The organism is Bacillus sp. JJ1773 (genome assembly GCF_036962035.1).
Classification (GTDB): Bacteria; Bacillota; Bacilli; order Bacillales; family Cytobacillaceae; genus Cytobacillus.
This window is the reverse complement of the sequence record NZ_JBALNX010000103.1, coordinates 1-493: the sequence shown is the minus strand read 5'-3', so window position 1 is coordinate 493 and position 493 is coordinate 1. Positions and strand designations below refer to the sequence as shown.

The window sequence follows — 493 nt, the reverse complement described above, 5'->3', positions numbered from 1 at the left end:
TTCCTTATTTCAGAAAAGCTCCCTTTAATGGAATAATTAATTAGTTTCTATTTGCTGGTTTAGATGTTAAAGAAATCTTTTATTTATCTTTCAACTGTTTTAGTAATTCAATTATTTCTTTATTTTGCTCACTTGTTTTTCTCAGCTTCACTTCAAATAATTTTAACGTGAATTATAAGATTAATCATGGGAAGCCTATAATGGATTTGTAAACAAAGAAAAACCAGCTAACACATTGTCAACTGGTTCGTAATCATTACTTTAAATCAACTTTAGGATTAGTATTAAATTTTCCATTTTTATTTTCCTTTTCGTGACCGTGAACTTGATCCCCACCATCACCTTTTTCCTTAACAATCTTTCCGCCTAAACTAACGTTTTGATAGTCCTTTTCTGTCATAATATTCACCTCCAATTATTAAAATGTCCATTAGCAATGGGAATTATAGAATAAAAAAGACAACCTTTGACGGCTTGAACTGTAACCTATAAA

General features: G+C 29.4%; 1 protein-coding gene. It reads right to left on the bottom strand.

Translation table 11 applies throughout. The features are described from left to right. Positions 1–256 precede the first annotated feature (256 nt). The gene (locus V7127_RS23400) at positions 257–400 is read right to left on the bottom strand and encodes a hypothetical protein (RefSeq protein ID WP_217039188.1); all 144 of its coding nucleotides are present in this window, start codon (positions 398–400) and stop codon (positions 257–259) included. Positions 401–493 lie beyond the last annotated feature (93 nt).

Bases quoted from the DNA above. Each gene is read 5' to 3' on its own strand.
- V7127_RS23400 (WP_217039188.1), bottom strand. From the start codon at position 400: ATGACAGAAAAGGACTATCAAAACGTTAGTTTAGGCGGAAAGATTGTT.